Source organism: Mesorhizobium sp. M0800 (assembly GCF_040320095.1).
Classification (GTDB): domain Bacteria; phylum Pseudomonadota; class Alphaproteobacteria; order Rhizobiales; family Rhizobiaceae; genus Mesorhizobium.
Genome location: NZ_JAMYOZ010000022.1, coordinates 47,368 through 66,989, shown reverse-complemented (window position 1 = coordinate 66,989; position 19,622 = coordinate 47,368). Strand labels below are relative to the sequence as shown.

At 62.4% G+C, this 19,622-nt stretch carries 23 protein-coding genes; 13 read left to right on the top strand and 10 right to left on the bottom strand.

From position 1 onward, the window contains the following. Positions 1–68: 68 nt before the first annotated feature. The 5 genes from uvrB (at position 69) to NKI18_RS22895 (ending at position 6,574) form a co-directional block, all read left to right on the top strand. Positions 69–3,359 carry an excinuclease ABC subunit UvrB gene (gene uvrB / locus NKI18_RS22915; protein ID WP_352615590.1) on the top strand — a complete coding sequence of 1,097 codons (3,291 nt, stop codon included), beginning with the start codon at positions 69–71 and terminating at the stop codon, positions 3,357–3,359. 440 nt (positions 3,360–3,799) lie between these two features. Beyond that, a complete protein-coding gene (locus NKI18_RS22910; protein WP_352615588.1) occupies positions 3,800–5,329 on the top strand; it encodes an ABC-F family ATP-binding cassette domain-containing protein in 1,530 nt (509 codons plus the stop codon). A gap of 104 nt (positions 5,330–5,433) precedes the next feature. Then, entirely contained in the window at positions 5,434–5,607 is a 174-nt protein-coding gene (locus NKI18_RS22905; protein ID WP_352615586.1) for a hypothetical protein, read from the top strand. 128 nt (positions 5,608–5,735) lie between these two features. After that, positions 5,736–6,164 (top strand): VOC family protein, encoded by a 429-nt coding sequence (locus NKI18_RS22900; RefSeq protein ID WP_352615584.1) that lies wholly within the window; start codon positions 5,736–5,738, stop codon positions 6,162–6,164. Positions 6,165–6,220: 56 nt separating this feature from the next. Beyond that, entirely contained in the window at positions 6,221–6,574 is a 354-nt protein-coding gene (locus NKI18_RS22895) for a DUF1428 domain-containing protein (protein WP_352615582.1), read from the top strand. Here NKI18_RS22895 and NKI18_RS22890 read toward each other — a convergent pair. From NKI18_RS22890 to NKI18_RS22880, 3 genes are all read right to left on the bottom strand, one after another. Further along, positions 6,561–8,216 (bottom strand): tetratricopeptide repeat-containing sulfotransferase family protein, encoded by a 1,656-nt coding sequence (locus NKI18_RS22890; protein WP_352615579.1) that lies wholly within the window; start codon positions 8,214–8,216, stop codon positions 6,561–6,563. The genes NKI18_RS22895 and NKI18_RS22890 overlap by 14 nt on opposite strands. Positions 8,217–8,400: 184 nt before the next feature. Continuing rightward, positions 8,401–8,667: a DUF1488 family protein gene (locus tag NKI18_RS22885; protein ID WP_023678405.1), complete on the bottom strand. Its 267-nt coding sequence runs from the start codon at positions 8,665–8,667 to the stop codon at positions 8,401–8,403. A 5-nt stretch (positions 8,668–8,672) separates the two neighbouring features. Beyond that, positions 8,673–8,855 (bottom strand): hypothetical protein, encoded by a 183-nt coding sequence (locus NKI18_RS22880; protein WP_023678406.1) that lies wholly within the window; start codon positions 8,853–8,855, stop codon positions 8,673–8,675. Between the two features lie 367 nt (positions 8,856–9,222). Between NKI18_RS22880 and NKI18_RS22875 the strand changes: the two genes are divergently transcribed. Both NKI18_RS22875 and NKI18_RS22870 read left to right on the top strand, forming a co-directional pair. Beyond that, the gene (locus NKI18_RS22875) at positions 9,223–9,489 is read left to right on the top strand and encodes a hypothetical protein (RefSeq protein ID WP_023678407.1); all 267 of its coding nucleotides are present in this window, start codon (positions 9,223–9,225) and stop codon (positions 9,487–9,489) included. Continuing rightward, entirely contained in the window at positions 9,486–9,731 is a 246-nt protein-coding gene (locus tag NKI18_RS22870; protein ID WP_023678408.1) for a hypothetical protein, read from the top strand. The genes NKI18_RS22875 and NKI18_RS22870 overlap by 4 nt, the downstream gene beginning before the upstream one ends. Before the next feature lie 138 nt (positions 9,732–9,869). Here NKI18_RS22870 and NKI18_RS22865 read toward each other — a convergent pair whose 3' ends face one another. Further along, positions 9,870–10,271 carry a Kazal-type serine protease inhibitor family protein gene (locus tag NKI18_RS22865; protein ID WP_023678409.1) on the bottom strand — a complete coding sequence of 134 codons (402 nt, stop codon included), beginning with the start codon at positions 10,269–10,271 and terminating at the stop codon, positions 9,870–9,872. Positions 10,272–10,761: 490 nt separating this feature from the next. On the opposite strand from NKI18_RS22865, the gene NKI18_RS22860 reads away from it, so the two are divergent. The 3 genes from NKI18_RS22860 to NKI18_RS22850 all read left to right on the top strand — a co-directional run bounded on the left by NKI18_RS22860 (position 10,762) and on the right by NKI18_RS22850 (position 12,017). Then, complete coding sequence (locus tag NKI18_RS22860) at positions 10,762–10,974, top strand: cold-shock protein (protein ID WP_006202520.1); 213 nt, start codon at positions 10,762–10,764, stop codon at positions 10,972–10,974. Between the two features lie 227 nt (positions 10,975–11,201). Continuing rightward, on the top strand, positions 11,202–11,414 hold the full coding sequence (locus NKI18_RS22855) for a cold-shock protein (protein ID WP_006202521.1): 213 nt from the start codon (positions 11,202–11,204) through the stop codon (positions 11,412–11,414). Between the two features lie 192 nt (positions 11,415–11,606). Further along, a complete protein-coding gene (locus NKI18_RS22850) occupies positions 11,607–12,017 on the top strand; it encodes a BA14K family protein (protein WP_023678410.1) in 411 nt (136 codons plus the stop codon). Between the two features lie 69 nt (positions 12,018–12,086). Here NKI18_RS22850 and NKI18_RS22845 read toward each other — a convergent pair whose 3' ends face one another. The 3 genes from NKI18_RS22845 to NKI18_RS22835 all read right to left on the bottom strand — a co-directional run bounded on the left by NKI18_RS22845 (position 12,087) and on the right by NKI18_RS22835 (position 14,273). Continuing rightward, on the bottom strand, positions 12,087–12,728 hold the full coding sequence (locus tag NKI18_RS22845; protein ID WP_023678411.1) for an MBL fold metallo-hydrolase: 642 nt from the start codon (positions 12,726–12,728) through the stop codon (positions 12,087–12,089). Positions 12,729–12,922: 194 nt separating this feature from the next. After that, positions 12,923–13,234, bottom strand: coding sequence for a hypothetical protein (locus NKI18_RS22840; protein ID WP_352615707.1), 312 nt, complete (start codon positions 13,232–13,234; stop codon positions 12,923–12,925). A gap of 145 nt (positions 13,235–13,379) precedes the next feature. Continuing rightward, entirely contained in the window at positions 13,380–14,273 is an 894-nt protein-coding gene (locus NKI18_RS22835) for a branched-chain amino acid aminotransferase (protein WP_352615574.1), read from the bottom strand. A gap of 250 nt (positions 14,274–14,523) precedes the next feature. Here NKI18_RS22835 and NKI18_RS22830 point away from each other — a divergent pair, with 250 nt between their 5' ends. After that, positions 14,524–15,051: a MarR family winged helix-turn-helix transcriptional regulator gene (locus NKI18_RS22830; RefSeq protein ID WP_352615571.1), complete on the top strand. Its 528-nt coding sequence runs from the start codon at positions 14,524–14,526 to the stop codon at positions 15,049–15,051. Next, positions 15,038–15,757, top strand: coding sequence for a response regulator (locus tag NKI18_RS22825; RefSeq protein ID WP_352615569.1), 720 nt, complete (start codon positions 15,038–15,040; stop codon positions 15,755–15,757). The genes NKI18_RS22830 and NKI18_RS22825 overlap by 14 nt, the downstream gene beginning before the upstream one ends. Positions 15,758–15,801: 44 nt before the next feature. On the opposite strand, the gene NKI18_RS22820 is transcribed toward NKI18_RS22825, so the two are convergent. Both NKI18_RS22820 and NKI18_RS22815 read right to left on the bottom strand, forming a co-directional pair. Continuing rightward, positions 15,802–16,896, bottom strand: a complete 1,095-nt coding sequence (locus NKI18_RS22820; protein WP_353020603.1) for a tyrosine-type recombinase/integrase — start codon at positions 16,894–16,896, stop codon at positions 15,802–15,804. Continuing rightward, the gene (locus NKI18_RS22815; protein ID WP_353020600.1) at positions 16,893–17,156 is read right to left on the bottom strand and encodes an XRE family transcriptional regulator; all 264 of its coding nucleotides are present in this window, start codon (positions 17,154–17,156) and stop codon (positions 16,893–16,895) included. Before NKI18_RS22815 ends, NKI18_RS22820 begins: the two co-directional genes overlap by 4 nt. A 362-nt stretch (positions 17,157–17,518) precedes the next feature. On the opposite strand from NKI18_RS22815, the gene NKI18_RS22810 reads away from it, so the two are divergent. Beyond that, positions 17,519–19,057: a winged helix-turn-helix domain-containing tetratricopeptide repeat protein gene (locus NKI18_RS22810; protein WP_353020599.1), complete on the top strand. Its 1,539-nt coding sequence runs from the start codon at positions 17,519–17,521 to the stop codon at positions 19,055–19,057. Here NKI18_RS22810 and NKI18_RS22805 read toward each other — a convergent pair. Continuing rightward, positions 19,036–19,551: a hypothetical protein gene (locus NKI18_RS22805; RefSeq protein ID WP_353020596.1), complete on the bottom strand. Its 516-nt coding sequence runs from the start codon at positions 19,549–19,551 to the stop codon at positions 19,036–19,038. The two genes, NKI18_RS22810 and NKI18_RS22805, sit on opposite strands and share 22 nt — an antisense overlap. Positions 19,552–19,622 lie beyond the last annotated feature (71 nt).

Here is a 19,622-nt window from a genome sequence, read left to right as displayed (position 1 = left end):
AAATTGCGCCTCGCGCCACCGGCCACTCCGCTCTTTCCATTTTGGCCGATACCTCCCATATTCGGGCCATGGCCAGACTCCCCGACAAGAAAACGCCTCCGCCGGCGAATGACGAGCGCGCTTCACCGCCCAAGCGGCGCAGTCCGCTGACCGATTTCCTCGATGCGTCGGAGCCCCTGTACAAGGGCGGCTTTGCCGAGGCGCCGCAGACCGAGTTCACCGGCGCCCCGCTGACCGGCTCGATCGCCGACTGGGCCGAACAGATCGAGCAGGAAGCCGAGAGGGAAGGGCGCCAAATCTCCCCCCTCGAGGGGGAGATGTCGCCGAAGGCGACAGAGGGGGTCGCCGGAGGCAGCGCGGGACGCAAAGGAACGTCGAGTACTGCCGCACCGACCCCACCCGGCGGCTCCGCCGTCACCCTCCCCTCGAGGGGGAGGGAAGGCGCCAAGTCTGCCAAGAAAATCCCCGAGCGCTCCTCTTCCCCCGGCCGTACGGCACGCGGCACCTCGATGGGCGGCGCGGCTTCGGCGCGGGAGCGCACCGCGGCCGGTCTCAACCCTGTCGCCGGCCTCGATGTCTCCCTGGAAGAGGCCGAGACCATGGCTTCGGGCGGCGTCACCGCCACCGTCGCGGCGCTGTCGGCGCTGATCGAATCCGGCAATCCGCTGCACAAGGACGGCGTGCTGTGGACGCCGCACCGTCCCGCCCGGCCGGAAAAATCCGAAGGCGGCATCGCCATCAGGATGGTCTCGGATTTCGAGCCCGCCGGCGACCAGCCGACAGCGATCAAGGATCTCGTCGAGGGCGTCAGCAGCAACGACCGCACCCAGGTTCTGCTCGGCGTCACGGGCTCGGGCAAGACCTTCACCATGGCCAAGGTGATCGAGGAGACGCAGCGCCCCGCTCTGATCCTGGCGCCCAACAAGACGTTGGCCGCGCAGCTCTATTCCGAATTCAAGAAATTCTTCCCGGAAAACGCCGTCGAGTATTTCGTCAGCTACTACGACTATTACCAGCCTGAGGCCTATGTGCCCCGGACCGACACCTACATCGAGAAGGAATCCTCGATCAACGAGCAGATCGACCGCATGCGCCATTCGGCGACGCGCTCGCTGCTCGAACGCGACGACGTCATCATCGTCGCCTCGGTCTCCTGCATCTACGGTATCGGCTCGGTCGAGACCTATACGGCGATGACCTTCCAGATGCAGATCGGCGACCGGCTCGACCAGCGCGCGCTGCTCGCCGACCTCGTCGCCCAGCAATACAAGCGCCAAGACATCAATTTCGTCCGCGGCTCGTTCCGGGTGCGCGGCGACACGATCGAGATCTTCCCGGCTCACCTCGAGGACCGCGCCTGGCGCATCTCGCTGTTCGGCGACGAGATCGAGGCGATCACCGAATTCGACCCGCTGACGGGCCAAAAGACCGGCGAGCTGAAGAGCGTCAAGATCTATGCCAATTCGCACTATGTGACGCCACGCCCGACCTTGAACCAGGCCATCAAGTCGATCAAGGAAGAGCTCAAGCACAGGCTGGTCGAACTCGAACGGGCCGGTCGGTTGCTCGAGGCGCAGCGGCTTGAGCAGCGCACCCGCTTCGACCTGGAGATGCTGGAAGCGACGGGCTCCTGCGCCGGCATCGAGAATTACTCGCGCTATCTGACCGGCCGCCAGCCGGGCGATCCGCCGCCGACCTTGTTCGAATACATCCCCGACAACGCTTTGGTCTTTGTCGACGAAAGCCACGTCACCATACCGCAGATCGGCGGCATGTATCGCGGCGACTTTCGCCGCAAGGCGACGCTGGCCGAGTATGGGTTCCGCCTGCCGTCCTGCATGGACAACCGGCCGCTGCGCTTCGAGGAGTGGGACGCCATGCGCCCGCTTTCCGTCGCGGTTTCGGCAACGCCCGGCGGTTGGGAGATGGAGCAGTCCGGCGGTGTCTTCGCCGAACAGGTCATCCGCCCGACCGGCCTGATTGATCCGCCGGTCGAAGTGCGCCCGGCCAAGAGCCAGGTCGACGACGTTGTCGGCGAAATCCGCGAGACCACCAAGGCGGGCTACCGCACGCTGGTCACCGTGCTGACCAAACGCATGGCCGAGGACCTGACCGAGTACCTGCACGAGCAGGGCATTCGCGTGCGCTACATGCACTCCGACATCGACACGCTGGAGCGTATCGAGATCCTGCGCGACCTGCGCCTCGGCGCCTTCGACGTGCTGGTCGGCATCAACCTGCTGCGCGAAGGCCTCGACATTCCCGAATGCGGCTTCGTCGCCATTCTCGACGCCGACAAGGAAGGCTTCCTGCGCTCCGAGACATCGCTGATCCAGACCATCGGCCGTGCCGCCAGAAACGTCGACGGCAAGGTCATCCTCTATGCCGACCAGATCACCGGCTCGATGGAGCGGGCGATGGCCGAGACCAACCGCCGCCGCGAAAAGCAGATGGAGTGGAACGCGGCCAACGGCATCACCCCGGAATCGGTCAAGTCGCGCATTTCGGACATCCTGGACTCGGTCTACGAAAAAGATCATGTCCGCGCCGATATCTCGCAGTTCACCGACAGCGCCGGCGCGATGATGGGCAACAATCTGAAAGCGCATCTCGACGCCCTGGACAAGCAGATGCGCGACGCCGCCGCCAACCTCGATTTCGAGAAGGCCGCCCGCATTCGCGACGAGATCAAGCGGCTGCGCGAGATGGAGCTGTCCATCTCCGACGACCCGCTGGCCAAATATGCCGACATGGAAAGCCCGGTCTCGGGCCGCGAGAAGGGCAAGCACAACAAGGGCGTGGCCAAACATCGCACATCAGAGGAACAGGAGCGTTTCCGCAAGCTCGACGAGGCACGTGCCGCCGAAGAGGCGGCCCGCCCCAATCTCTTCCGCAAGCCGGCGCTCGACGAAATGGGTGCCGATGGCGCCGTGCCGGTGAAGAAGCCGTTGTTTGCCAAGCCGTCGCTCAACGCCATGGGCCCGGGCACCGACATGCCGACGCCGGCCGGCGCGGTGTCGCGTTCACTGTTCAAGAAACAGTCGGCCGAAGAAGCGCACGGCTCCGATTTCGGCATCCCCGGTGACTCCACCAAGCCGCTGTTCAAGAAGAATTCGCTGGATGAGATGACCGTGCGGCGCACAGAAAAGCCTGTTGAGGGAAGAGTGCCGGCGAAGCCGCAGCCGATCTCCCCCCAAGTGGGGGAGATGCCCGGCAGGGCAGAGGGGGGCGCGAAGGAACGCGACGATTCCGCCAAACCTGTTGCCCGCCAGCGCGCCGGCATCGGCTCCTACGAAGACCCCGCCGACGCCCGCCGCGAAAAGCGCCGTCCCGGCAAGACGGGACGGCCGGGACGGTAGCGAGCTTCCCTTCTCCCCTTGTGGGAGAAGGTGGATCGGCGCGCAGCGCCGAGACGGTTGAGGGGTGCTGGACGGATCGCCGTCGGTGCCAAGCTGGAGCACCCCTCATCCGACCGCTTCGCGGCCACCTTCTCCCACAAGTGGCGAAGGGGGAGCCTAGCCACTTGCCATCGGCCCTACCCTTGGTGTAGCCAGTTTCTACAACTCGAACGTCTTGAAAGGAGGGCTGCGTGTTATTTTCTCACCACCGTCAGCGCGGCCCTGTCCCTGCCCTGCGAGCTTGCTTGCAGGGCTGACCAGAGACGGTCCGGGTTTTTCTTCCCGCTTCGATTTTTTTGGTCCGCCCTTCGTGGTGCTGCAACGCCGAGCCTGATGGCCAGCTGCGCACCGTCAAAGTGCATTGAACCGGAATTCACTCCGGACAGACCAGAGAAATCGACATGGCCCTGATCAGCCTCAAGTCTCTCGGCGTCACCATGAGTGCGCCGCTCTTCTCCAACCTCGACCTCACCATCGGCACCGGCGACCGGCTCGGCATCGTCGCCGCCAATGGTCGGGGCAAATCCACTTTGCTGAAGTGCCTGACCGGCGAGATCGAAGCCACCACAGGCGACATCACCCGCACGCGCGGCCTGCGCGTCGGTTATGTCGAGCAGGTCGTCCCCGCAGCCTTGGCCGGACGTAGCTTTCATGAGGTGGTGGCCGACGCCTTGCCGGCCGAGCAGGCCGAAAGCGAGCAATGGCGCGTTGACGTGGTTCTCGACTCGCTCGACGTGCCGCAGCCGATGCGAGCGCGGCCGATGCGGGCCTTGAGCGGCGGCTGGCAAAGGCTGGCGCTGATCGCCCGCGTCTGGGTCACCGACCCCGACGTCCTGCTTCTCGACGAGCCGACCAATCACCTCGATCTCGGCAAGATCAGCCAGCTCGAGACCTGGCTGAACGCGCTGCCACGTGAGGTGCCGCTGGTGATTGCCAGCCACGACCGCGCTTTTCTCGATGCTACGACCAACCGGACGCTGTTCCTGCGCCCCGAACAGTCGCCGGTATTCTCGCTGCCCTATTCACGAGCCAGGGACGCATTGAGCGAAGTCGATGCCTCGACCGAGCGCAAATTCCAGCGCGACATGAAAGTGGCGCAGCAGCTGCGCCGGCAGGCCGCCAAGCTCAACAATATCGGCATCAATTCCGGCAGCGACCTTTTGACGGTCAAGACCAAGCAGCTCAACCAGCGGGCAGAGCGTCTGGAAGAAGCGGCAGCGCCGGCACACCGCGAAAGATCGGCGGGCGCGATCAAGCTCGCCAATCGCGGCAGCCATGCCAAGGTGCTGACCACGTTCGACGATTTGGTGGTCGGAACACCTGACGGCACGCTTCTGTTCAGGACCGGCAAGCGCCACATCTGCCAAGGCGACCGCATCGTCCTGCTCGGCCGTAACGGCGTCGGCAAGTCACGGCTGATCGGCCTGATCCGGAATGCCATCGTCGCGCCGGAAACGGCGGCGCAAGGCGTGAAGGTGACGCCGTCGATCGTGCTCGGCTATAGCGACCAGGCATTGTCGGGCATCAGCAGCGACGACACGCCGCTGGCGATGCTCTCGCGCAGATTCGATATCGGTGAGCAGCGCGCTCGCTCGCTGCTGGCGGGCGCCGGCGTCAGCATCGACATGCAGGAGCGTCGGATCGGCGTGCTGTCGGGCGGACAGAAGGCGCGGCTGATGATGCTGGCGCTGAGGCTCGCCAACCCCAATTTCTATTTACTCGACGAGCCGACCAATCATCTCGATATCGATGGTCAGGAAGCACTGGAAGCGGAATTGCTGGAACATCAGGCGAGCTGCCTGCTTGCCTCGCACGACCGCTCCTTCATCCGCGCGGTTGGCAACCGCTTCTGGCTGATCGAGAAACGGCGATTGACCGAGATCGACAGCCCGGAGGAGTTCTTCCGGGAGGTTGCCGAAGCCGGCGGCTGAAGGCTTGCGGAAAAAAATTCCGGCGCTCTGTCGGATGATGATCGCATGCCACGTCCTTGGGTTGCCGACACGGTGATGCCGGCGCCAATCGAGGAGAAAGCATCATGTCTATTCTGTCATCCATAGGTCACGCCGTGACGCTTTACTCGGCGGCTCGCGCCCGTTATCGCAGCGAACGCGCCATCCTTTCATTGCCGATCGAGCTGCGCAAAGATATTGGCTGGCCGGAAATCGTCGTCGACGCGCAAAACAGCCCGCGGATTCGCATCGAACGTTGAAAGGTGGCAGTTGGCCGTCGCGGCAGGCGCCATTTCGAATCCAAAAAACCATCGGCCGTGTAGGATCGTCGCCGTTCCGTTCGTCCTGTGGTTCGCAAAGGCAAACCAGACGCAAAGAGGAGCATGACATGAATGACCAGCCGCAGACCCAGCCCGCCGCCAAAGTGCTTGGCGGATTGACGCCCTACCTTCAGCTGGACGGCGCTTTCAAAGCCGCAGAATTTTACCAAAAGGCCTTCGGTGCCGAGCAGGTCTTTGCCTATCCGCCGGACGAACAGGGCCGCACCATGCATATCCATCTCCACATCAACGGTTCGACCCTGATGCTTTCCGACTTCTATCCCGAGCATGGAATGGCCGCTGTGAAGCCGCAGGGCTACACCATGCAGCTCCATCTCGGCAGCGACGACATCGACGCCTGGTGGAAGCGGGCCATCGAGGCGGGCTGCGAGGAAGTCGTGCCGTTGCAGGTGATGTTCTGGGGCGACCGCTGGGGCAATATGCGTGATCCGTTCGGCGTCGAATGGGCAATGAACGCACCGGTGAAGAAGGCTTAGCACATTCTTTCCTTCGCCCCTTGCCGGAGAAGGAAAACCTACCAGGAGGAAATCCAATGTCTTATGTCGATGGTTTCGTTCTCGCCGTACCCAAGGCCAATCTGGAAGCCTACAAGAAAATGGCCGAGACGGCAGGTTCCGTCTGGAAGGAGCACGGTGCTCTTGCCTATGTCGAATGCGTCGGCGACGACGTCCCTTATGGCGAGCTCACCTCGTTCCCGCGCGCTGTTCAGGCCAAGGACGACGAGATCGTCATCTTCTCGTGGGTCGTCTATGAATCGAGGCAGAGCCGCGACGCGGTGATGGCCAAGGTGATGGCCGACCCACGCCTCAAGCCGGACTGGTCGACGATGCCGTTCGACGGCAAGCGCATGATCTTCGGCGGCTTCCAGCCCTTCATCGAGCTGTAGGCGCCCCTCGATCAAGTTTATTGAGCAGCGGCTTCAGCCGGTCGCCATAGCGCTTCCACAGGTCGACCGAGCCCTGATACATCGGCTGGCGCACTTGCGCAGCCGACGCCGTTCGCACCGGCCGGTCGGTCTGGTGGAACGACAGCACGGCGTCGTCCCACGGCAGGCCGAGATGGGCGATCAGCGCCCGCGACTGGCCTTCCTGGTCGGCGACGAAATCCTCGTAGCGAACGTCGTGCACGACATCAGGCAGCACCGCGTGCCAGTGCGCCATGATGTCGGTGTACAGATTGTGGAAATCGGCGAGCTCGTCGAGATCGTAGCCGTAGCGATGGCTGTCGCCTCGGAAGTGCACCTTGTAGATCGACAGGCAGGTCGCCGCCGCATCGCGCGCGCAATGGATGATCTTGGCCTTCGGCAGCATCAAATGGATGAAGCCCACCAAGAGGAAATTGCCGGGCATCTTGTCGGTGACGTGCCGAGAACCCGGATAGCGGGCGTGCAGCATGTCGAGATAGGCCTGGCCGGCCTCGGCATAGGCCTTGTCGGGCATGTCGGCGATGCCCCAGGGAAAGCCGCCCTTCATGCTGAGCGGAAACTGCTTGCCGACCGCCGTCTTCAATATGCTGAGCTCGCCGGCGCCATAGACCTGCGGATGGCTGGCGATGATCTGCTCGACCAGCGTGGTGCCGGAACGCGGCATGCCGACGACGAAGATCGGCGTGTCGTCGGCTATCCCGCTCGGCCTGTGCCTTTCAAAAAAGGCCTTGTCGAACACCGCCTTCATCGCCTCGAACTCGCCGCGCGTCTTGCCGGCGTCGTAGTCGATGCCCTGGCGGCGGATCGCGTTGCCTTCGGCGAAATAGTCGAAAGCGCGGCCATAATCCCTGAGGTCGTCATTGGCCTTGCCGAGACCGAAGGAAAGCTGCATGCGCGCCAGGCTGCCTTGCGGCGCCTTGGCGTGCTCCGCCTCCATGCGGGCAAGCTCGGCGTCGCGCTCCTTCTGGCGCTTGACCTGGGTAAGCATCAGCCAGGCCCTCGCCATGCCGGGGTCCACAGCCAGCGCCTGCCTGAAAAGATCCGCAGCCTCGTCGAGATTGCCCTTTTCCATCAGCCCGACACCCAGGCCGTGCAAAAGATCGGCATCCTTCGGCCGGATCGTCAGCGCCTCGCGAAAAACAGCGAGTGCCTCATCCAGCCGGCCCGCTTCCTGCAGCGTTTCGGCAAGCCCGACGCGGGCGCGGACATGGAACGGGTTACGGCCGATCGTGCCGCGATAAATATCCTCGGCGCCTTCGAATTGGCCGAGCTGCTTCAGCGACGAGCCGAGATTGTCACGCGCCGCCAGCTGGTCCGGCCGAATCGCCACCACCTTGCGGAAGAGATCGGCGGCGGCCGCGACCCGGCCGAGGTCGCGCAGCACGGTGCCGAGATTGTTGAGGAAATCCGGATTGTTCGGTTGCAGACGCACCGATTGTTCGATCAGCGCCAGCCCCTCGGCGCTGCGCCCGGTCTGGTGCAGCAGAAGCCCGAGGAAATGCGCAGCAGCCGGGTGGTTGGCCTTTTGCGCCAGCACCTGTCGGTAAAGCGCCTCGGCTTCCTGCCGGCGCCCGGCCTGGTGCAGCTGCAGCGCCTGCTGCACGTGCTGGTCGAGCCCCAGCGGCGGCTGTCCGCCTGAGCCGTAACGTGCGCCTGCCGGTTGTCTCGGATCTCTGTTGATGGGAAACCTGCCGTGTTGTCCGCCTGCCGGGATCTAGGCCATCGCCGCGGCGCGTGCAAGAGCAGACGGCGGTCGCTACGAAGCAAACCTTCGAACCCGGGGGAGCCTACCGAAAGTCGGCCGGCGTCAGCACATACATGTTCCTGCGGCCGTGCGAGTAGGCTTGGCGCGCAATCTCGTGGATCGACGAACGCTTGGCGTCGAAGGCGCTGAGAAATTCGGCCTCGGCTCCGCTTGCAGCCGGGTTTGCCGCCGAAAGTGCCGCGACCTCGACAAAGAACGGGACTTCGAGCATGCCGTCATGGCCGACGAAACGAATGCGCTTGGCCGCCGCGTCATAGGAGCGGCTGGGATTGGGAAAATTGAGCGTCATGCGCGTCAAATCAGGCGGTTGCTTTCGGCAAGCTGGCGCGCCCGCCGCGCCGTGCCGTCGGTGTCGGCAATCCTTCGCCTTGCCGCCTCGTCGCTTCTTATCGTGAGACGCGGCGACAAGACCTTTATCGGCTTTGCGACAGGACTGACTGCTACTGTCGGGACATCCGGTGTTCTTGCGGAGTTCATGACTCTCTTCCTTCCATTGCTAGATAAATACAAATGCCGGAGGAATTTTTTCGGAAGTTCTTCAAACAATTTTTGAGGTGCACCGGGACCGTATCATCGTTCTGCGGATAACTATAGAAAAGTAATTTGACGTTGGTAGGGGTAAGAGGCCGAAAACTTCTTGAATAAGCCGTATTTTCAGACTATTGGTATGAAACCGTTTTGGGCCATGCTTGGCCCCGCGGTGTCAGGGATTCTCGGCCCGCCAAACTTATCCAAATCGCCGACACCTGGTACCGCAATGCAGGCTCCGCTTCCGGGGCAGGCCGGAAAGAAACTTCAAGGCACGAGAACTTCAAGGCACAAGCGAGAACTTCGAGGCACAAGAATGTCTGCTCGCACCACCCATTCCATAGCGCATTTCGCGGCACCTTTCGTGCTTGGCGGGCTGGATGGCGTGCAGCCGGCCGGCGACTATGACATCGACCACGACGAAGAACTGATCGACGGCATGTCCTGGCCTGCCTGGCGCCGCGTCGCCACTTTCATCCATCTGCCGGCAAGGACAGTGAAAAGCGCGACCAGCCAGCTTGTCGCCATTGACCATGCCGAGCTCGACGCAGCGCTTCGGCACGACCAGGAGAATGTCACATGATCCGCTTCCAGCAGAATGCGCGGCGCACGGACACGCCGGCGCATATCTTCACCGTCGGCCAGACCGTCCGCATGAAGAGCCGCACCGGCCTTGCCCAAAAGACCGCGGAGCTGTTCCAGATCAAGAGCCGGCTGCCGGTCAAGGACGGCTCGCCGCAATATCGCATCCGCAGCGATCAGGAGACCTATGAGCGGGTCACCACGGAAGACAATCTCGAACCGGTCGACAACCCGGCCAACTGAGCCGACGCGCCGCAACGCTGCTTCACACGCTGATGATGCCGCAGATCCGCGTCGCCTGCGCATCTCCAACGGGAACGGCGCTGAGCTCTACGCCGGCCCCCAGATGGTGCCTATCCGGCCAGGCTGTAGGTCGGTGCGCTAGCAGGGCCCGTCATCGACGACGCGATAATCCGCCGCGCGGGCTTCGCATTCGTTGGGGAATGTGCGCAGTTCGCCATGGCGACGGGCACAGACTGGGCGGTATTCGCGGGTGCAGAATGTCTGCTCCTCACCGCCACCACCACCGCCGCGGCACTCGCCCTCGCGAATGATGCGGTATCCGGCCCGTTCGGCAAGGCAGGCATTGGCGAAGGTCTGGCGGTCGCCGCCGCGCCGGGCACAGACCGGGTCATATTGCCTAGTGCAGAATTGCGGCCCCGGCCGTGGCGGGCGCGGCCCCGGCCCCTCATCATCCACCACGACGGTGCAGGCTGCGAGAATTGCCGACAGGAACAGGATGGAAAAAACCTGCCGCGGAAAGATTGCCGCAAGAAACCGCATGAATGTTCCCTCCCTCGAAACTCCTGCCTGCACAAATGGTGCCTGGGTCAGGCCGATCCTCGTCATTCCGCTGCCAGATGCAACCCCTGTTTGCAACTGGCGAGCCAGGGCGGTATGCCGGCGCAACCCAAGACAGCACCTGCCCCGCTTGCTGGACCATGCCTGGGTGAAGTCTGGCCGATGACCGCGCAGAGAACCGGGACTATCGGTGCGATGCGTCGGGATGCGCCTGTTGGGGCCGCCCGCGGCTGTGTCTTGCAAGCATCACGTTTCCGTGCGATAAATTTTGTGTTCGGGCATTTGCGACCCGGAGAGCGGAACGTTTTGGACGACCTTTCCCCGATACTGTGAATCTCTGACAGCCCCGTTTTCGGCGGGGGGTTTTACCATGCGCCAATGCATGACTGCCGAAGCAACCACCGGGACTTGCCCACGGCGCCAGGCGGCGGGCGGAACCACCAAGACTGACACGGGTGAAGGAGTTTCCCCAATGGCCCAGACCGGCACCGTTAAATTCTTCAACGCTACCAAAGGCTTCGGCTTCATCACGCCCGATGGCGGCGCCAAGGATGTGTTCGTCCACATCTCGGCGATCGAGGCTTCCGGGCTGCGCACGCTCGTCGACGGTCAGAAGGTCACCTTCGATGTCGAGCCCGACCGTATGGGCAAGGGTCCGAAAGCGGTCAATCTCCGCGCTGCCTGAAACCACAGCGTGCCGCGCGTCCTTTCGGGGTGAGGATGCTGCAAGGCTTTTGGAGTGAACTTGAATTCTGTAAAGGCGCGGCGGTTTTCGTCGCGCCTTTTGTGTTCCGGGATGCTTGCCCGCACCCGCAAAACTTTCTCTTGCCGATGGCACTAAAATAAAGGACAAATTTCCGTCCGGGCATTTGCCGGCCCGAGACTGGACTTGTGGGATCAAAGGAGCTTCCCATGCCGCAGACCGGCACCGTCAAATTCTTCAATCACGCCAAGGGCTTCGGCTTCATCACGCCGGACGACGGGGCAAAGGATGTCTTCGTCCATATTTCGGCCGTGCAGGCGTCGGGTCTTCCCGGTCTTGAGGATGGGCAGAAAGTGACATTCGACACCGAGCCGGACAAGCGCGGCAAGGGTCCGAAAGCCGTCAACCTGTCGATCGGCTGAACCACCCCCGGACAGAATGGACGTGGGCCGGTCTGGCCTGCGGTGTTTGCCGCACGCTTGAACCGCCCAGTTAGATGAACCGCCTGGTCAAATTTCGTTCAGCCCCCGTTCAGCCACGGTCGCATATTAATCTTCGTTAAAGCCGAACCGCATCCCCCGAAAACGACCCGGGCCGGCACGAAGGAGACCGACATGAACCGAATTTTCAAGACTGCCATCCTGTCCGCCGCGGTCGTTGCGACCACGCTTGCGACCTTGCCCGCGGCCAATGCCGACGAATGGCGCCATCACCGCCGCCACCACGGCCACGGCGACGCCGTTGCGGCCGGCGTGCTCGGCCTTGCGGCCGGTGCCCTGATCGGCGGTGCGCTCGCCAGCCCGCAGCCCCGCTATTACGACCCGGCCTATGATGATGAATACTACAGGCCTGCCCCGGTGCGCCGTTATTACGTGCAGCCGCGAGTGGCCTATGCCGAAAGCTATGCGGAGCCGTGGACCCGCGGCTGGTACGAATACTGCTCGGACCGCTACCGGAGCTTCAACGCCCGTACCGGCACGTTCACCGGCTATGACGGCGAACAGCATTTCTGCACCGCCAATTAGCGGAGGCAGTTTCCCGTCGGAAAAAAGCGCGGTTGCACAGGCCGAGCTTTTTGTTTCCGGCAAGCGGTTTCAGACCAGAAAAGGATTGCTCCGCCGCTCCTCACCAAAACGGCCGCCGGGACCATGGCCGCAGATAAAGCCGATGTCGTCGCCCAACGGCAAAAGCTTCTCCTTGATCGAGGCGATCAGCGCGGCGTGGTTGCCGCCCGGCAGATCGGTGCGGCCGACCGAACCGCGGAACAGCACGTCGCCGACATGGGCGAACTTCGCAGCCCGGCTATAGTAGACGACGTGGCCGGGTGCATGGCCCGGACAATGGAGCACCTCGAACTCGTGTGAGCCGAACGAAACGGTCTCGCCTTCGGCAAGGAACCGGTCGGGGACACAGTTGCGCACGGGATCGGTGATGCCGTAGCGCTTTGCCTGGTTCTCGAGATTGGCGAGCAGCGGCCGGTCGGCGGCATGCGGACCGATGATCTCGATACCGAGCGCCTCCTTCAGTTCCATGGCCCCGCCGGCATGGTCGATATGGCCATGCGTAATCCAGATCGCGCCGGCAGTGATCGCATTGTCCTCGAGCGCCGCCAGCACCTTGTCGATGTCACCGCCCGGATCGACGACAACGCCTTGTCTGTCGTCCATGTCGAAGAGGATGGTGCAGTTCTGCTGGAACGGCGTGACCGGCACGATGCCGGCGTTGAGCTGACCCATATTCGTCCTTTCACGCTGTCGGAGCGCTGCGCGCCCCCTCGAACGCGTCAGGAAGCCCTAACCTTCAACCATACCTGATGTAGAGACACACGCGAACGGCGTCCACCGCTCCACAAACGGCAAACGGCAAACGGCAAACGGCAAACGAAATGGGCGGCCGAAGCCGCCCATTTGAAAACCTGAAACGTCGAAGCTTATTTTTTCATCGCGTTCATGACCGCACCGATGATGCCGGTCAGGATGGCGCCGCCGCCGGCACCGCCAACGATATTTGAAATGTTCAACGCGCTGCCGGCCCCTGCCGCCGTGGCGGCTGCTGCCGGATCGACCGCGCCACCCAGCAGACTGTTGAGGATGGCCGCACCGCCGACGCCGCCGACAGCGCCTCCCAGGATTTTGGTAAGCTGCCCCATCGCCGCAGTCTTGATAGCCGCACCCACCGCCTGGCCACCGATGATGCCCGTAATCACCTGAATAATGATCGGAAGAAGCGTGTTCATATCCATATTTCCAGTCCCTCCATAGCTGCCAGCCTCCCAGGCCGACGCCATCATGAGACGCCGAATTGAATGAAAGTCAAATGCGCAAACGCTTAAATAAAAGGGGCGGCCCGAAAACCGCCCCTACTTGATAAAAAACCTGTGACTTTCGTTATTCTGCAGCAATCGCGTGGTTGGGTTGAACCGCCGCAGAATAGTCGTTCATCAATGTCTTGGCGATATCGCCGACCTCGAATCGGTACGGACCGATCTCCGAAACCGGCGTCACCTCGGCTGCCGTCCCGGTGAGGAAGCACTGGTGGAAGCCTTCAAGCTCCTCTGGCATGATGGCGCGTTCGATCACCTCCAAACCGCGGTCCTTGGCAAGGTCGATGACCGTGCGGCGGGTGATGCCGTCGAGGAAGCAATCAGGCATGGGCGTATGGATCTTGCCGTCCTTGACGAAGAAGATGTTGGCGCCTGTCGCTTCCGCCACCTGGCCACGCCAGTCGAGCATCATGGCATCGGCATAGCCCTTGGCCTCGGCGGCATGCTTGGACATGGTGCAGATCATGTAGAGGCCGGCCGCCTTCGATTTCGACGGTGCGGTGCGCGGGTCGGGGCGGCGCCATTCGGCCATGTCGAGCCGGATGCCCTTGAGCTTCTGCGCCGGGTCGAAATAGCTCGGCCACTGCCAGATGGCGATGGCGCAGTTGATCCGGCTGTTCTGTGCGGAAACGCCCATCTGTTCGCTGCCGCGCCACGCGATCGGCCGGACATAGGCGTCCTGGAAACCTTGCTTCTTCAACAGCGTGCGGCAGGCGTCGTCAATCTCGGCGACCGAGTAGGGTATCTTGAAGCCAAGCAGGCGCGCCGATTCATGCAGGCGTTCGGTGTGGTCGGTCAGCTTGAAAATTTCGCCGCCATAAGCGCGCTCGCCCTCGAATACCGCGCTGGCGTAGTGCAGCCCGTGGGTCAAGACGTGGATCTTGGCGTCGGCCCATTTGACGAATTCGCCGTTCATCCAGATAAAGCCGTCCAGTTGGTCGAAGGGAACGGATGCCATGGTAACCTCCCGCGGGCGGCAGCCCGCACATCATTGTGTCGTTGCGTGTTTCGCTTCGGCCGCTGCGGGCGGCCATTGTCTCAAAGCGTAGGCGGATATTTAAGGTCTGGCAAACTCAGGAAGTTCCGGAAAAAAACGGCTTCGCTTGCCTTTTCGTTCGCAATCCGCCGAAAAGCTTGCCAAAAATTACCATCGCGCGGAAAATACGTCAATAGTGCTGACATAATTTCCTGCTTCACACGGAGAAAAGATGACGAGCCACGCAGCCGCAGAACCGATCAGGACGGCGATCACCGACGAGGACGGCATCGATTTCGCCATCATCGAGTTGTTCTTCTTCGCCTATCGCGACTTTACCTCCGATCCGGACCAGATCCTGGCCGATTACGGTTTTGGCCGTGCCCATCACCGGGTGTTGCATTTCGTCAATCGCCGGCCCGGGCTGACGGTCGCCGAACTCCTCGACGTGCTCAAGATCACCAAGCAGAGCCTGGCGCGCGTGCTCAAGCAACTGATCGACACCGACCATATCGTGCAATTGCAGGGCCCTCGCGACCGCCGCCAGCGCGAACTCTACCCGACGGCCAAGGGCCGTGCCCTGGCGCTGGCGCTGGCGCGGCCACAGTCGCGCCGCATCCATGCTGCATTGGAAGATTTCGGAGCCACCGAACGCGCCGTTATCGAACGGTTCCTTGAAGCGATGGTAAATCCGGAACTAAGGGCGCAGATCGACATTGTGCCCGCAAAGATGTCAGGGAAAAACCATGGAGACCATTGAGAGGGTTGATCATCCGACAGCACCGGAAGACGACGCGCCGCATCTGCTGGTGATCGACGACGACACCCGTATCCGCAATCTTCTGAAACAGTATCTGACCGAAAACGGCTTTCGCGTCACCGTCGCCGGAAATTCCGGCGAGGCGCGGCGCAAGCTCGCCGGCCTCGACTTCGATCTGATCGTGCTCGACGTCATGATGCCGGGTGAAAGTGGCGTCGACCTCACCAAGGCGCTGCGGGCGGAGAAAAACGTGCCGATCCTGATGCTCACCGCACTGTCCGAAACCGACAGCCGGATCACCGGGCTCGAGGCCGGCGCCGACGACTATCTGCCTAAACCGTTCGACCCGCGCGAGCTGATCCTGCGTATCAACAATATCCTGCGCCGCGGCGGCCCCGCGACAACGCCCAAGGTCGAACAGCTGGTCTTTGGCCCCTATACGTTCCAGATCGCCAGGCGTGAGCTGAAGCGCGGCGGCGAGGCGCTCAAGCTGACTGACCGCGAGCAGGAAATCCTGGCGATCTTCGCTGCCCGTGCCGGCGAGACGATACCGCGGCATGAGCTTGTCGGCGATGAATCCGAGGTCGGCGAGCGCACGATCGACGTCCAGATCAACCGGCTGCGCCGCAAGATCGAACGCGATCCGTCCAATCCGGTCTGGCTGCAGACCGTGCGCGGTATTGGGTATCGGCTCAGTGTAGAATAGCCGTTTCTCAACCAAGCGCTTTCAATGACTTACGGGTAAAACTGTCAAACCGACCTGTTTGGTTTGACAGTTTTCGTTCCCGCTCCGTGCTCGACAATAGCGTTCATCGCCTGGTGCGCCAGGCGCATCTGATCGACCGCCTCGGTGTAGCGAACGATCTCATCAAGCTTTTTGTGGCCGGTGATCGCCCTGATCTGATGAGGTGTGCAGCCTGCTTGGGCGAGGCGTCGGCTGCATGCCTTACGCAGACCGTGCGGAGAAAGCCCCATGGCGCCGCTTGCCAGATCCTCGCGCAGACCCGCTTCGCGGACGCAGACCCTGAACCAGTTCGTGAACGATTCCGGCTGGAACGGTTTTTCGTATTGCGTCAGGAGGTAGGTGAGGTTGTCATGAGGTCGGGCATCGAGGATGCCTTTGAGATATGGATGAAGCGGTATCGAGACAGCCGTGCCTGTCTTTTGCTGCCGAATTGACAGGACGTCGTTCCTGACGTGCTGCCGACCCATGCCGATCACATCCGAGCGTCGCTGGCCCGTGAACAGCAAAAGGTCGAGAGCTAGTCGGGCACGAGTGCCTTCTTCATGCGCCTCATAGAACGCGATGATGTCCTCCTCCTCCCAGGTGATGAATCCACCCGACTTGATTTTCATGCGCCGTATCCGCAGCGTCGGATCGTCCTTTCGCATCCCCATATCGATGGCGCGCCCCATCAGTAGCTTCGTCATCTTCAGCAGCTCGTTGGCGGCGCCCGGGTGCTCAGCCTTCTTGTCCATCATCTTGAGGACGTGCTTGCGCTCGAGCTTGACGACCGAGCCAGTGCCATAGTCAACACGGAGGCGCTCGAGTGCGTTGCGATATGTCTTCTGGCTCGCCTTTGCTAGATTTCTGAAATCTGCGCTGCCGTAGTAGGAGAGGATCAATGCCGCAATTGTGCCCGGCTGTATCCGATTGGCACCGATCATGGTCGTTGGCGCCGCCCTTCCCGCTTCCCACGCCTTCAATGCCGCGCTGTAAACGTCCATGAACTCTGTCGAGTATGGAAGACCTGGCAACGTGATGTTCGTGTGTCTGAAGTAGTGCCGCGGCCGGCCGGTTCGATCAATGAAGGCTTTGACGTGCTTCGGCAGCTTACGCTTCATTGGACGAGCCGATCCCACTCGTTGTCGGAATCTTGAGAGTCGGAAATCCCGCTCAAGCCGTCAAGCGCCCTGTCAAGCGCGCGGACATCCCAACGCTTGACGCCAGGAAGTGGCAGCGGCTGCGGCATGATGCCGGCACGCACCAGCTTGTCGAAATAACCGACGCTAGCCCCCACGAAGCTGGCGGCTTCGGAACGACTAAAGACGCGGCGGTCCGATGGCGGCAGGGCGTGTATAAGCTCGCAGGTGATCATCGTCATGACAGATTGCTCCTTCTGCTGACGTTATAGCGCTTTCGTCTCCGGTAACTGAATTTTGAAAAAAAAAGCTCGACCCGCAGAAGGCGGCGCCGCGGAAATGGTCGTCAGAGGCCTTAGCCCTAGTGGCGCAGAATCGCAGAAGTCACGGGACCCGCCCGCGAATTCATTCACGGGGCCGGCCTGTTCTCGCCGTCAGCGCCAGAACCCGGGCCGTCCCCTACTCGCCGAGATTATTGTTAGCACCGTGGCGCTAACCCAAGGACACTGAGCCCGAGGTTGGACATTGACTTTAACCAAGCTGTGCGCGGCGGAAAGATGTAGTATTCTTCAAGCGGCCAGGAGGCTTTTTTTCGAGCGCACCGATGTCAGTCGTGCTTGACGAGCAGGTCTTTAAATTCGGCGGCTGCACGTTGGACCTCCGAAAGGGCACGCTGCGCCATGCGAACGGGCCAGCTTACCTCAGGCCGAAAGCCTACGCACTGTTGACCCATCTCGCCCAGCACATGGGCCGCGTCGTGCCAAAATCGGAAATCATGGATGCGGTGTGGCCCGACGTCTTTGTCACCGAGGATTCGCTGACGCAGTCGATCCGCGAGATCCGCAAGCTGCTGGGCAACGATCTTGTGCGGACGGTATCGAAGCGCGGATATATGCTGGCGGCGGAGGTCGAGGCCGCCCCCGAAATCGGTTCGCAGCCAATCGTGGCGGTGCTGCGCTTTCGCAACGAAAGCGGCGACCCGACTGACGACCCAATCGTCGACGGCTTTGCCGAAGATATCATCAACGGCCTGGCACGCTTCGGCACGGTGACGGTGCTGGCCCGCAATTCCAGCTTCTTCTTCGCCTCCTATGCACGATCGGAGTGGCAGCTGATCCGCTCGCGTATCGGGGCGGACTATCTCGTTGAGGGCTCGGTGCGCCGCCACGAAGACCGCATAACGGCCGCCGTCAACCTTGTCGACGCGGCCAATGCCAGCCAGCTCTGGGGCGATCGATACCAAGCCGCCGGCAGCGGTTTCTCTGCCATCCAGCAAGACATTGTCGAGGAGATTGTCGGGCGGTTGGCAAGGCGGGTTACCAATGCCGGCCTGCAGCAGGCGACGCGCAAACCGATCACCAGCCTTGCCGCTTACGAGCTGGTGCTGCGCGGCGTCGCCTTAGTGCGCGACCCCGCCCAGACTGACATCGAAGGCGCGAAGGCGTTTTTCGAGGCGGCCGTGGCCAAGGACCCGGCCTACGGGCTGGCCCATATCTATCTCGGCCTGTCCTGCGCCCTCAAGGGCGAATTCGAACAGGCCAGTCATGCGGTTCTGGTCCAGGCGCGTGACCTCGTCGCTAACGGCCTGGCGCTGTCGCCCGACCAGGCGACCGGACATCGCATCCAGTCGCTGGTGCGTCTCTACATGCGCGAGCATGAGGCGGCCGAACACCACCTCAGGACTGCGCTGGACCTCAATCCCTACGATGCCGATTGCATCGAGCAGATGGGCCTGTTGCTGACCATGCGCGGGCGGCCGTTCGAGGCGCTGGGCTGGCTGGCGCGCGCCATCCGCATCGATCCGATGATCCCGCACTGGTATCAGTTCGACCGCTCGCTGGCGCTCTACATGATGGGCGACTACCGGCCGGCGGCCGAGGCGCTGGAACTTGCGACGCGGCCGACGCCCTGGATCAGGACGCGGCTTGCTGCCTGCTACGCCCAGCTTGGCGAAATGGACCAAGCGCGCCGGCAGGCCGCCCTCATCAATGAGGGCGACCCCGATTTCTCGCCGATCGACTATGCCACCAAGGCGATGCCGTTCGAGAGCCCGGGCGACGCCGCGCATCTGGCGGACGGGATCCGGCTGGCACTTGGCGCGCGGTCTGCGTCTGGGGCGGGTCAATCGACGACGACGATATAGCGCCCCTGATAGGCCCGATAGTAGGTGCCGCCACAACGCCCGACGGCGAAGCCGTTGACGGTGGTGCGGACGCAGCCAGCTGGCAAGGCGGGGACCCAGGCCGTGGTGTGCCTGAGCACGCGCCATGTGGTTCGCCGCGTAACCCCGGCGGCGCTGCGGGGCGTCCAAGGTTGGCCGACACGGGCCTGCGCCTGGCCGACCAGCGACAGCGTTGGCACAGTGCTGCCGATGATTTCGACGGCCGCGAGGCTGATTGCGACCGCGGTGGCGATCGCTCCGATTTTCTTCATGGATTTCGTGGCCATGTTTCTTTCTCCTGATGTTGATGCAAGTCTTGTGGGACGATTGCCCGTGCCGGGTGCATTGCCGAGCAGTGCGGCTTCGGCGCCGCGCCCAAAAACCGAACCGGCGATATCGGTGATCAGGCCGCCTGCCGACGCAAGTATCAGAAAGCCGGCGTCGAAGCGGATGAGAACGTGTCCGAAGGGGATCATGTTCAATTCCTTTCAGATATTGAATGGTTGCAGATCGGTTGCCAGGGCGGCCTCTCCGCCATGGCTCCTGT

Excerpts from the sequence above, each read along its gene's own strand:
- uvrB (WP_352615590.1), top strand. The coding sequence starts at position 69 with ATGGCCAGACTCCCCGACAAGAAAACGCCTCCGCCGGCGAATGACGAG.
- NKI18_RS22910 (WP_352615588.1), top strand. The coding sequence starts at position 3,800 with ATGGCCCTGATCAGCCTCAAGTCTCTCGGCGTCACCATGAGTGCGCCG.
- NKI18_RS22905 (WP_352615586.1), top strand. The coding sequence starts at position 5,434 with ATGTCTATTCTGTCATCCATAGGTCACGCCGTGACGCTTTACTCGGCG.
- NKI18_RS22900 (WP_352615584.1), top strand. The coding sequence starts at position 5,736 with ATGAATGACCAGCCGCAGACCCAGCCCGCCGCCAAAGTGCTTGGCGGA.
- NKI18_RS22895 (WP_352615582.1), top strand. The coding sequence starts at position 6,221 with ATGTCTTATGTCGATGGTTTCGTTCTCGCCGTACCCAAGGCCAATCTG.
- NKI18_RS22885 (WP_023678405.1), bottom strand. The coding sequence starts at position 8,667 with ATGACGCTCAATTTTCCCAATCCCAGCCGCTCCTATGACGCGGCGGCC.
- NKI18_RS22880 (WP_023678406.1), bottom strand. The coding sequence starts at position 8,855 with ATGAACTCCGCAAGAACACCGGATGTCCCGACAGTAGCAGTCAGTCCT.
- NKI18_RS22875 (WP_023678407.1), top strand. The coding sequence starts at position 9,223 with ATGTCTGCTCGCACCACCCATTCCATAGCGCATTTCGCGGCACCTTTC.
- NKI18_RS22870 (WP_023678408.1), top strand. The coding sequence starts at position 9,486 with ATGATCCGCTTCCAGCAGAATGCGCGGCGCACGGACACGCCGGCGCAT.
- NKI18_RS22865 (WP_023678409.1), bottom strand. The coding sequence starts at position 10,271 with ATGCGGTTTCTTGCGGCAATCTTTCCGCGGCAGGTTTTTTCCATCCTG.
- NKI18_RS22860 (WP_006202520.1), top strand. The coding sequence starts at position 10,762 with ATGGCCCAGACCGGCACCGTTAAATTCTTCAACGCTACCAAAGGCTTC.
- NKI18_RS22855 (WP_006202521.1), top strand. The coding sequence starts at position 11,202 with ATGCCGCAGACCGGCACCGTCAAATTCTTCAATCACGCCAAGGGCTTC.
- NKI18_RS22850 (WP_023678410.1), top strand. The coding sequence starts at position 11,607 with ATGAACCGAATTTTCAAGACTGCCATCCTGTCCGCCGCGGTCGTTGCG.
- NKI18_RS22845 (WP_023678411.1), bottom strand. The coding sequence starts at position 12,728 with ATGGGTCAGCTCAACGCCGGCATCGTGCCGGTCACGCCGTTCCAGCAG.
- NKI18_RS22840 (WP_352615707.1), bottom strand. The coding sequence starts at position 13,234 with ATGGATATGAACACGCTTCTTCCGATCATTATTCAGGTGATTACGGGC.
- NKI18_RS22835 (WP_352615574.1), bottom strand. The coding sequence starts at position 14,273 with ATGGCATCCGTTCCCTTCGACCAACTGGACGGCTTTATCTGGATGAAC.
- NKI18_RS22830 (WP_352615571.1), top strand. The coding sequence starts at position 14,524 with ATGACGAGCCACGCAGCCGCAGAACCGATCAGGACGGCGATCACCGAC.
- NKI18_RS22825 (WP_352615569.1), top strand. The coding sequence starts at position 15,038 with ATGGAGACCATTGAGAGGGTTGATCATCCGACAGCACCGGAAGACGAC.
- NKI18_RS22820 (WP_353020603.1), bottom strand. The coding sequence starts at position 16,896 with ATGAAGCGTAAGCTGCCGAAGCACGTCAAAGCCTTCATTGATCGAACC.
- NKI18_RS22815 (WP_353020600.1), bottom strand. The coding sequence starts at position 17,156 with ATGACGATGATCACCTGCGAGCTTATACACGCCCTGCCGCCATCGGAC.
- NKI18_RS22810 (WP_353020599.1), top strand. The coding sequence starts at position 17,519 with ATGTCAGTCGTGCTTGACGAGCAGGTCTTTAAATTCGGCGGCTGCACG.
- NKI18_RS22805 (WP_353020596.1), bottom strand. The coding sequence starts at position 19,551 with ATGATCCCCTTCGGACACGTTCTCATCCGCTTCGACGCCGGCTTTCTG.